The organism is Flavobacterium sp. HTF, assembly GCF_003105115.1.
Lineage (GTDB): Bacteria > Bacteroidota > Bacteroidia > Flavobacteriales > Flavobacteriaceae > Flavobacterium.
In genome coordinates, this window is record NZ_QETH01000039.1 from 1 (window position 1) to 11,548 (window position 11,548).

General features: G+C 33.6%; 9 protein-coding genes. 7 read left to right on the forward strand and 2 right to left on the reverse strand.

Features of this window, described 5'->3' with window-relative positions; translation table 11 throughout:
- Nucleotides 1-134 precede the first annotated feature (134 nt).
- A complete protein-coding gene (locus DCO46_RS12925) occupies nt 135-1,652 on the forward strand; it encodes a helicase HerA-like domain-containing protein (RefSeq protein ID WP_116752941.1) in 1,518 nt (505 codons plus the stop codon).
- A gap of 83 nt (nt 1,653-1,735) precedes the next feature.
- Here DCO46_RS12925 and DCO46_RS12930 read toward each other — a convergent pair whose 3' ends face one another.
- Nucleotides 1,736-3,079 carry an FAD-dependent oxidoreductase gene (locus DCO46_RS12930; protein WP_116752942.1) on the reverse strand — a complete coding sequence of 448 codons (1,344 nt, stop codon included), beginning with the start codon at nt 3,077-3,079 and terminating at the stop codon, nt 1,736-1,738.
- A gap of 197 nt (nt 3,080-3,276) precedes the next feature.
- Between DCO46_RS12930 and DCO46_RS12935 the strand changes: the two genes are divergently transcribed.
- The 5 genes from DCO46_RS12935 (at nt 3,277) to DCO46_RS12955 (ending at nt 7,366) form a co-directional block, all read left to right on the forward strand.
- The gene (locus DCO46_RS12935) at nt 3,277-3,870 is read left to right on the forward strand and encodes a GNAT family N-acetyltransferase (protein WP_116752943.1); all 594 of its coding nucleotides are present in this window, start codon (nt 3,277-3,279) and stop codon (nt 3,868-3,870) included.
- A gap of 106 nt (nt 3,871-3,976) precedes the next feature.
- Nucleotides 3,977-4,543, forward strand: coding sequence for a nuclear transport factor 2 family protein (locus DCO46_RS12940; protein WP_116752944.1), 567 nt, complete (start codon nt 3,977-3,979; stop codon nt 4,541-4,543).
- A gap of 160 nt (nt 4,544-4,703) precedes the next feature.
- Nucleotides 4,704-6,155 (forward strand): serine hydrolase, encoded by a 1,452-nt coding sequence (locus DCO46_RS12945; protein WP_116752945.1) that lies wholly within the window; start codon nt 4,704-4,706, stop codon nt 6,153-6,155.
- Between the two features lie 118 nt (nt 6,156-6,273).
- Nucleotides 6,274-6,690, forward strand: coding sequence for a DUF6157 family protein (locus DCO46_RS12950; protein WP_116752946.1), 417 nt, complete (start codon nt 6,274-6,276; stop codon nt 6,688-6,690).
- 223 nt (nt 6,691-6,913) lie between these two features.
- The gene (locus tag DCO46_RS12955) at nt 6,914-7,366 is read left to right on the forward strand and encodes a hypothetical protein (protein WP_116752947.1); all 453 of its coding nucleotides are present in this window, start codon (nt 6,914-6,916) and stop codon (nt 7,364-7,366) included.
- 120 nt (nt 7,367-7,486) lie between these two features.
- On the opposite strand, the gene DCO46_RS12960 is transcribed toward DCO46_RS12955, so the two are convergent.
- A complete protein-coding gene (locus tag DCO46_RS12960) occupies nt 7,487-9,874 on the reverse strand; it encodes a penicillin acylase family protein (protein WP_116752948.1) in 2,388 nt (795 codons plus the stop codon).
- Nucleotides 9,875-9,983: 109 nt separating this feature from the next.
- Between DCO46_RS12960 and DCO46_RS12965 the strand changes: the two genes are divergently transcribed.
- On the forward strand, nt 9,984-11,540 hold the full coding sequence (locus tag DCO46_RS12965; RefSeq protein ID WP_116752949.1) for a hypothetical protein: 1,557 nt from the start codon (nt 9,984-9,986) through the stop codon (nt 11,538-11,540).
- Nucleotides 11,541-11,548: the final 8 nt, after the last annotated feature.

Below are 11,548 nucleotides of genomic sequence, written 5' to 3' on the forward strand. Positions count from 1 at the left end.
ATCTTCTTAAAAAGTTGCGAATTTTTGTTTATTAGTTTTTTAATGACTAAAAGCTTTTTCCTACTAAATAAAATATTCAATTTGTTAAAAAACAAAATAATATCCTTATAATCATCTAAATTACAAATAAAAACATGAGCAGGAAAGAAAATTTCATCCAGGATATAAACAATGGTTATTTATCTAAGGGTGACAGTATTATTTTAGGAGGTGCAATTCTGGATGGTGAGCCACTTGCAGAGGCACATGTCAAAGTACCTTTAAAAACTTTGAACAGACACGGATTAATCGCCGGTGCAACAGGTACCGGAAAGACCAAGACAATCCAGGTTTTTTCAGAACAATTGTCAAACGCAGGAATCCCTGTTCTGATGATGGATATAAAAGGTGATTTTAGTGGAATTGCAAAAGAAGGAAAAGAAGAAGGTTTTATTACAGAACGACATGCTAAAATTAATATACCTTATAATGTATCTGCTTTTCCTGTGGAGCTCATGTCATTGTCAAAACAAAACGGAGTTCGCCTGCGTGCTACGGTTTCAGAATTTGGACCTGTATTATTTTCAAGAATTCTGGACCTAAATGATACTCAGGCAGGTGTTGTGTCTGTTATCTTCAAATATTGTGATGATAATAATATGCCCTTGCTTGATTTGAAAGACATTAAAAAAGTCATTAATTATATTACCGAAGAAGGCAAGGACGAAATAACCGCAGACTATGGTAAGATCTCTACTGCAACTACCGGAACAATTCTGAGAAAAATAATTGAATTAGAACAACAGGGCGGTGATTTGTTTTTTGGTGAATTATCTTTTGAAATTGATGATCTGATGCGTATTGATGAGAATGGAAAAGGGTATATTAATATTATACGTCTGACGGATATTCAGGACAAGCCAAAATTATTCTCCACTTTTATGCTGAGTCTATTGGCAGAAATTTATCAGCAAATGCCTGAAAAAGGGGACGCAGAACAACCGGAACTGGTGATTTTTATTGATGAAGCCCATTTAATATTTAATGAAGCAAGCAAAGTCCTTTTAGAGCAAATCGAAACTATCGTAAAACTAATTCGTTCAAAAGGTGTCGGAGTTTATTTTGTCACTCAAAATCCAATGGATGTTCCGAGTGGTGTTTTAGCCCAGTTAGGTTTAAAGATTCAGCATGCTTTAAGAGCTTTTACTGCTAATGACAGACAGGCCATTAAAAAAACTGCTGATAATTACCCTACTTCTGCTTATTATAAAACTGATGAACTGCTTACCAGTTTAGGAATTGGAGAAGCCTTAGTAACAGCGCTTAATGAAAAAGGAGTTCCTACACCTCTTGTTGCTACCATGATGCGGGCACCCATGAGCAGAATGGATATTTTATCTTCTGAGGAAATTGAATCGATTAATAGTAAATCAAAACTGGTAAAAAAATACAGTGAGGAGATTGATCGCGAAAGTGCTTATGAAATTTTAACCAAAAAGATCGAAGAAGCAACACAAGCTGCTGCTGAGCAAGAAGAACAAGCACCAACAAGATCTTCAAAAGCAGAACCCAGCACGGCAAGTGTTGTGGGGAAATCTGTTTTGAAAGTTGTAACGAGTGCTACTTTTATAAGAGGTGTTTTTGGGGTACTAACCAAAATCTTCAAAAAATAAAAAATCACCATATAAGTTATATAAGCTCATTTAATCTAATAGGTAAAGTTTTGCCTGAACTTATATAACTTATATGGTAAATATTATTCGTTTTGCAACAACTGCAAAATCTTATTATCGATTTCAGGAGTGTTCCAGATATTTTCAATATTATCGATTCTTAAGATTTCTTCCATAATGCCGTTTTGAAAATCTCCTATTGCCAATGCTTCTGCATAAGGGCGATCGCTAAAAGTCACACGACTGTATAATGGAATCCATTTATCCGGATATTTATCTGAAAATGCCTTTTCGATTTTCTTTTGAAGCAGGAATTTCTCATCAGCGGTTTTTGTACTCATTTCCATGAAATTTCTATAGGAAAGTTCTGCAATGGCATCAGCATTTGGTTTACGTGAAATCTGATATTCTGAGAAAATTTTCTTCCAGTCGTCTCCATATTTTTCAATCATTTCATTCAAAACCGTAATATCTTCAAAACCGGCATTCATTCCTTGTCCGTAAAAAGGAACAATCGCATGACAGGCATCTCCGATCAAAGCAATTTTATCTTCGTATGTCCACGGAAAACATTTCATTGTAACCAGAGTACTGGTTGGATTCTTAAAGAAATCATTTGCCAGTTCCGGAATTACTTCAATAGAATCCGGGAAGTTTTTCTCAAAGAAATTCTCTACCATTTTGCGATCTGTCAATGACGCAAAAGAGTTTTCTCCTTCAAAAGGCATAAATAAGGTACAGGTAAAACTTCCGTCAAGATTAGGAAGTGCAATTAACATGTATTCGCCACGCGGCCAAATATGAAAAGAGTTTTTATCTAATTTGTGTGATGCATCCGAATTTGCCGGAATATTCAGTTCCTTATAACCCATATTCAAAAATTCCTGAGAATAATTAAACATACTCTGACGCTGCATTCTGTGTCTGATTCTCGAAAAAGCACCATCGGCACCAAAAACCATATCAAATTTTTTCTCTTCCCACTCCCCTCTTTCGGTTTCGCCAATATGAAGTGTAGCATCACTTAGCGTAACATCCCAGATTTTTTGTTCGAAGAAAAATTCGGCTCCGGCCTGTTCGGCAAGATCAATCATTTTTCTATTCAGAGTTCCTCTTGAGATGGAATAAATCGACTCGCCCTCCTGTCCGTAATTCTGAAAATTAAGCTTATCTACCAGATGAATCGCGCGTTTGTCCATCGGAATGGCAATTTCACGCACCGAATCGCCAACACCTACACCATCGAGTGCTTTCCATCCACGATTGGACATTGCCAGGTTAATAGATCGGCCTGAGAAATTTATTTTTCTGATATCGGGACTACGATCATAAACATGAACGGTATGACCGGCTTTTTTAAGATAAATTGCGAGCAGCGATCCTACAAGTCCGGAACCAACAACAGCAATTTTTAATGAAGTTTGCATCGAGGGAAAATCTAATATATTGGGTCGTAAAAATAAGTAATAATTATAGATAAGCTTTAAAATAAGTAAATTATTTGCTACCAGGCAGCTCATTTGTCTTTTAGCAATATAACAAATTGTTACATTGTTTGATTTATTTAAAAAAATTAAACAATTAGTTTTGCTATTAGTTTACATCAATAATAAAATCAATACTCATGAAGAGCGAAATCCTGAAATCAGAAATTATTTTAGAAAATGAAACAGTATTATTACTTCCTTTTGAAAGTGAAAGAAATATTGAACTTAAAGAAATCATTTTTGATGATGAAATCTGGAAATATATGGGAATGTACATTCGAAACGATCAGGATTTTGCAAACTACATTCAAGATACTTTACAACAAAAAGCAGACGGAATTTGTTACCCCTTTCTGATTATTGATAAGGCCACAAATAAAGTTGCGGGAAGTACACGTTATGGTTACTTAAATCACGCAAGTCAAAAATGCGAAATTGGCTGGACATGGTACGGAAAAGCTTTTCAGGGAACTGGTCTAAACAAAGCCTGTAAATTTGAATTATTAAACTTTGGGTTTAAAAAAGTTCAATTCAGAAGAATACAATTCAGTGCCGACCTTGAAAATATAAGATCGCAAAAAGCGATTGAAAAACTCGGTGCGGTAAAAGAAGGCATATTTAGAAACAATTATATTGATTCTGAAGGAAAAAGTAAAGACGATATCTATTTCAGCATTATTCCGGAGGAATGGGAGAAAACCAAAAAGAACTATTTTCCGGAATTCATTTAAGGAAAAAAGCCAGCTTAAGCTGGCTCTTTTTCAGAAAAGATAAAATTTAACTTTTATACAATTTTCTTACTTTTGATTATTAATCAAATCATAAATAAATCATCAAATGAAAACTATCAATCAAATTTATTTCCGGTTAAAAATTACTTTAATTGGAATTCTGTTCTTCCAGATACAAGCTGGTTTTTCCCAGGAAGAAAAAAACTCAGAATTGTACAAAACTATTATGTCCAAAGACAGCCTGCTTTTTAATATTGGTTTTAATACCTGTGATCTTTCGCAATTTGAAAATCTGTTTAGCGACGATCTTGAATTTTATCACGACAAAGGCGGGATGTCTGACAAGATTTTGTTTATAAAAAATTTTAAAAAAGGTATATGTGGTTCAACAGGAACTTATAAATCAAGAAGATATTTAGTTCCAAACACTACAGAAGTTTATCCATTATACAATAGAGGTGTTTTGTATGGTGCAATGCAAATGGGTATTCATCAATTTTATGAAAAATCGGTTGACGAAAATGAATCTCTTGCAAATGCAAAAGAAAATTTTGGAAGTACGGCACGATTTACTCATGTCTGGATATTAATAAATGGTGTTTGGAAATTGAGAAGAGCTTTTAGTTATGATCATCAAACTGAAAACAGTTCTAAAACCGAAAAGAAATCTTAAACTTTATTGCATTTTATAATTATTCAGGGCAAATGACCAAAAATCGTTTGACATTTGAAACATAATATCAGAATCGTCGTCTAATAAAATTAGACGAGTTTCATTCATCATTTCAAAATCAAAAAACCGATTCATTAACCCTAACTAATTAGCAATCAAAATGAAAAAACCAATCAAACTAATCGCACTCTGTGTAATTTTACTTTGTAGTATCACCACTTTTGCACAGGATAAAGCAAAACAAATCGAACAGCTTTTAAGCAAATACAATGAGTATGGGCAATTTAATGGTTCGGCGTTGGTTGCTGAAAACGGAAAAGTAATTTTTAAAAAAGGATTTGGCTCTGCGAATATGGAATGGAATATTCCAAATGAGCCTGATACTAAATTCAGATTAGGATCTATTACCAAACAATTTACCGCATTCTTAATCGTAAAATTAGCAGAAGAAGGAAAAATAAAACTTGACGTTCCGATAACTACTTATCTTCCGGATTATCCAAAAGCAAATGGTGATAAAATAACCATTCATAATTTACTGACTCATACATCCGGAATTCCAAATTATACCAACGATCCCAACTTCTTTAAAGACAAAGCGCGAAATCCTTACACACCAGAGGAATTTGTAAAAACATTTGACAAATTACCGCTTGAATTTGCTCCGGGTGAAAAATTCAGCTACAGCAATTCCGGTTATTTTTTACTAGGTTATATTATAGAAAAAATTTCGGGTAAATCATACGAACAATATTTGCAGGAAGTAATTCTTACTCCATTACAAATGACAAGTACCGGTTATGATCACAGCGATATCATTATAAAAAACCGAGCGGCAGGTTATGAAAAAGAAGGTAAAAAATTAAAAAATGCTACTTACATCGATATGAGTATTCCTTATGCCGCAGGGTCGCTATATTCAACTGTAGAAGATTTATATCTTTGGGACCAGACGCTTTATGGTACAAAATTGCTTTCAGAAAATAGTATGCAATTATTATTCAAACCGTATATAAAATCATGGGATGATTATTATGGGTACGGATGGTCAATTGAAGAAGTTGCCAATGGAGACAAAGGAAAAATAAAGGTTATTGAACATGGTGGCGGTATTCCGGGTTTTAATACCATTATCTCACGTATTCCGGCCGATAAAAACCTTATTGTTTTATTAAACAATACCGGAGGAACTATTTTGGGCGAAATGAATGATGCGATTCGTGCCATTTTGTATAATCTCCCTTATGATCAGCCTAAAAAATCACTGGCGTTTGAATTGCTGGATGCGTTTTCCCAAAATGGTACAGCTAAAGGCATAGAGGTTTATAAGAAACTGAAAGCCGATCCAACATATCGCATTAAAGAAGGTGACATGAACGGCGTTGGATACCAATTATTACAAACCGGAAAAACCAAAGAATCTATAGAAGTTTTCAAAATTAATGCAGAAACCTTCCCTAAATCCGGAAATGTTTATGATAGTTTGGGAGAAGCTTATTTAAAAGACGGAAATACACAATTGGCGATTGCGAATTATAAAAAATCAATTGAGCTTGATCCTAAAGACGAAAATGGAAAAAAAATATTAGACGAAATTTCTAAGAAAAAATAATCCCAAACCAACAGCTTAATAAACTCCGACATTACAGATTTAGAATTTGTTTTGTCGGAGTTTTTATTGAAAATCATTATTTTAGCTAAATATTTTTATGTTTTTATAACTGATTAAGATGAAAGTTCATACTACAAATTACGAGAATACTTTTATTGAAGTTGCAGAAGACTGTCCTGCTGTTAGCGGCGAAATTCCGAAACAGAAAAGTGACACAAAAACTGTAGCTAATATTGAGTTTGAGATGATCAGCCAAAATCCTTATCAATATTCTTCGGATGATGTTTTGTTTCAGGTTTATGCAGACAAAAATGATTTAACCAAATCAGAATATAATGAGGCACGGGAAAAATTCTTTTCTAAAGGCCAGGCGTGTTTAAGGGCTTCGCCTTTGACTAAGCGTTACGGCTGGGGTATTCATAATAATGAAAAAGGAAAAATTGCCCTTTTCGGCAGAGAAACTAAAGAATATCAGGAACTCTCAAAAGATAAAAACCTGAAAATCGTAAAAGCAATGCGGACTTCTAAAAAATAATCAAAAACAGATTTATTTCGCGTAAGCGGTAATCGATATCTTACGAACTCCAATAATACAATTTCAAAAGTGTATTATCGGAGTTTTTTTTGTTTTAAAATTATTTTAACCTAAAAATCCAAAGCAAAAAAATACTATTTTAGCCGTGCCCAAAAAACAATTTTATAATCCCGAATCAACTCTATTTACAGCAAGTAAAAGTTGTGAGCAATTTTGAAAACCTATGAAAAATTTAAAAAAGTATTTCTTTTTAGTTTTAGTATTATCTGTATTTATGCCTTCTGTTTGTACTTCACAAACTTCTGTTGCAAAAGCACCAATGCCTTCTCAACAAAATACAATTATAGTGAACAAAATTATTGAAGCGGCTAACTATAAAACTTATTTTGTTGATTATTGTTTAAGCAAAGTAAATGAAACGGCTTCAAAAGAGAATTGGAACGATCAGAAAACAATGCAAATTACAGAAACCATCAACTTTAAAAATTTTAGAGATGCGGTTTATAATATGTTTGCTTTTTATAATGAGGTAGAATTAGAGACTTTGTTAAAAGCATACGAAAAAGACAGCGCATACCAAAGTACAAATGCCATGACAACCAATAAAGTCCTTCTTAACAATCTCGACATTTATGCCAGAGATGTTGTGCAGGGGAAATATTTAATTATCAGATAAAAAAAACAGGGGATAAAAGTTTAGAACTTTTATCCCCTGTTTTTTTAGGTTCAAAGGGACAGAGGGACAAAGGTCCAGAGATTTGATGGAACTTGAAACTTTAAACTTGAAACCTGAAACTTATCCCTTAGGTTTAAAAACCAGCTTTGTTGATGTCTTTATGATTTCTTCTTTGTTCAGTTTCATTTTTCTGAATTTACCGGCATTGTACATTTCTGCCTGATCATTATAATGTTTGCTAAACTGATTTCCGGACTGACCGGTTGGCAGAATGCTCCAACTGTTTTCTATATCCGAAAAATCTACAATCCTTCTGGTGGAAGGGCCTCCTTTTACATAATATTTTCCATCATCATTATAACCAAAAAACTGGTTATTAATAACCTCATTTGATCCGGGAGCTGCAAAAGGTCCAACATCAAATAATTTTCTTAAAGCGGCAACTTTTCCTAACGGATGTTCGTGTTCTACAGTATGTACTTTACCCCAATTCCAGTCCGTTATGGAATTTCCTAATTGTTTTTGAAGTTCCGTAATCGCCTTATGAAATGATTTTGAGACAATTTCCGTTCTGGTTTCTTTTACATTTTTAGTCTTGACATTATCCCACCAAACTGAATTTTCATTAGTGATTTGTCTGGCAATGATTTGTTTTCCTAAATGCGTTCCGAGGAATAAATTAAAATTGTCTTCGCCCATTTCATCTTCAAATGTGTTTTTCAAATACAGATAAACCCATTTGTTGTAAATTGTTGGAGCAAGGTCTTCTGTATTATGAGTTCCTTTCCATGATTTTAGAACCTGAATTGCTTGTTTTTCTTCCGCGGTAAGCGAATTATTATCAAGATTTGCAATTAAACTTTCTACCGTTCCAGTAACAACCGGAGAAGTATTATCATAAATCATTTTACTTATTTCTTCTTTATCCCAATCTGATTTTGGCTCTAATAATGCCGAAATTCTTTTGGCACGATCTTCCGGAAGATAATAGCCAGGATACAAATAACCATCAATCGCTTCGGGCTGATTGTTTGCCGAATATACATATCCCCATTTTGGGTTTTCAGCCGATGGATTTTTAGAAAAATCAAGATATTCTGTTATATCGTCTTTACCGCTTGCTCCATCCAAAATAAAAAAAGAACTAACTCCTTTATTATGTTTATAAAGTTTTCCTGTTGCCCACCAGGCTACATTTCCCTTTGCATCTCCATACATCACATTCAATCCCGGAGCTGCAACCAATTTTACGGCATTCCTAAAATCGTCTTTACTCTTAGCGTGAGAAAGCCCGTAAACGGCATCCAGAATCTGGATCGGCTGCTGCGTATAAATCCACGACATTGAAATTGGGTTTTTACGGTCTAATCGCTCCAGCAAATCGTTCATGATTGGACCGTGTCGACTGGATTTAAGCGTAAGTACAACGTCTGATGTATCTTTTACTTTAATGGTTTTCTTTCTTGTTTCATAAGTACTAAAACCTGTCGGTGTCTGGTATTGATTTGAATCTCCTTTTTTATTGGTTTCCTGATAAAAATCGATGTCATCATTTTCAAACATCGTCAATCCATAAGCATAATCGCGGTTATGAGCCAATAACGGAAATGGAGTTCCTGCTAGATAACAGCCATACAATTCATGATCCGGCGTCACTATGTGCGCCTCATACCAGGTTCCGGGCTGAGAGAACCCTATGTGTGGATCATTGGCAAAAATTACTTTTCCGGTTTTCGTCTTATTTGGTCCAACAACCCAGCTGTTACTTCCTACAAATGGCGGAATCGGGGATTTATCCAGTAAAGCCGCAACCGATTTTGAAATCGTCGTGTATTCTTCTATATTTTCTTTTGAACTTTTAAGCTGAGTTGTATTAAACTCGCCTTCAATTCCTAAATCTTTCAAATATTCAGCACCATATCTGTTACGAATATCTGTTAATAACGGATCTGTTTTTTGAGCCATGGCAAAACTGAAAGACATGTATCCAAAAATATTGTAAACGTCTTTTAAAGTAAATTTTTCTTTTTTTACTCCTACCAAAGTAAACTCAAGAGGCGTTGTACCTTCTTCCAGATACTGATTAATTCCGTCCAGATAGGCCATTGTCAATTGGTAACTCTGACTGTTTTTGTCTAATTTAGAAATGGCTTTTACCGAAGCTTCTTCAATACCAATACCGGAGAAAAATTTATCATTTTTAAGCGCAACCGATCCAAATATTTCAGATAATCTTCCCGGTGCAATACGTCGCAGCAATTCCATTTGCCATAACCTTTCCTGTGCATGCACATAACCTAAGGTCGTCATAGCATCTTTTTCAGACTCGGCATAAATATGAGGAACTCCAAAATCATCAAAATAAACTGTTGTTTCTTTCTGTAGGTTTTTCAGCTCCGACTCTCCGTCATATTTGGGTTTCAGATGAAATATATAGCCGCACAAACCTATTCCCAGAATTACAATCAACACCACTAAAACCAGAAGGATTTTTTTAATTTTTCTCATATTCAAACAAGTATAAACGAATCATAAATAATGTAACTTCATAACAGAATCATGTAAGACTGATCCTTTTTAAAAGTCTAAATTTATGTATTTAAAACCAATACCATAAATGTCAATCTATAAAAAAATAGCAATCGGAATAATTTCTCTCTTTATTTTTGTGATTTTAGTCAATATTGGCCTCAATTATTGGATAAAAAAACAATTACCAAAAATCATACACGAGAAAAACAAAACTGCTTACAATATCAATTACGAAAAAATTGAAGTTTCACTTTTTTCCCGTAATATCTCTGCAACAACATTACTGGTTCATCCTAAAAACGAACCTAAAGACAGCAAAAACGGATTGTTTTCTAAAATTGAATCTGTTACCATTAAACATTTTAATATTTGGGATTTGGCATTTCGCGATATCATTCAGGCCGAAAGCATTATCATAAACAAACCCCGCGTAATTTTATACAAAAAAGGAGATAAATTACTAAATAACAGTAAGAGTATTAAAAGTGAAATCGTTGAACCTTTTCGTAAAATCGTTGCCGTTCGAAATATTTATATTAATGACGGTGCTGTTGATGTAGTTTCATTAGACACAGACAAACCAATCCTGAATGTCAAAAAAATTATTTTAAAACTCGAAGGAATCCTCATTACAGATGCGACGCTGAAAGAAAAAATTCCGCTTCAATATGAAAAATACACACTGGTCTGCGATAGTATTTATTACAAACCAAATCAGTTTTATCATTTTAGTATTGGAAAAATCGCTACCGAAAACAATTATTTAAAAATCAACAAATTTTCAGTTCTTCCCGAATATTCGAGAAAAGTTTTTGTTCAGAAACTAGATAAAGAAAAAGACATCTATACCATAAAGCTGGATTCTGCCGAAATTAACAAAATGGACTGGGGTTTTAAAAATGATCGTTTTTTCTTTAAAGCAAATTCGATTGTAATGAATCATGTTGATGCCAATGTTTACAGAAATAAAATTCCGAACGATGATTTAAGCAAAAAATATCTCTACAATGCTTTATTGCGAAAAATCAAATTCCCGTTGCAAATTGATACTTTGCAAATTAAAAAATCCAAATTGGTTTATGAAGAAGAGATTGATTTTACAAAAGGTCCCGGTATTTTAAATTTTGATCAGTTTAATCTACGTGCGCTAAATCTTAAAAGTGGTTTTGGCCTGAAAAAAACGAATGATGTTAAAATTAAAATCAATTGTCTGTTTATGAAAGATTCACATCTGGCTGTAAACTGGAATTTTAATATTTTGGATCTTAAAGACAGTTTTCATATTCAGGGAAGCATTTCAAATTTTAATGTTGCCGCAATGGAACGGTTTTCAAAACCCTATATGAACACCACTTTTACAGGAACATTCAAAAAATATCATTTTAACTTTTACGGAAATGATGACATTTCGAAAGGAAATGCGTCACTGGAATATGATGATTTGAAAGTAAAAATGTTCAAAAAGAAAAACCCTGAAAAAGAAGCAAAACTAAAATCTGCCATTGTCAATTTACTGGTCAAAAATGATTCAAAAGACAAACCAAAAAATGCAGATGTCGAAGTGGAAAGAATTCAGGAAAAGTCTTTTTATAATTTTTTATGGAGAAATATTGCCGAGTCTTTGAAGAAAATTTTAATTTAACTTTCAAA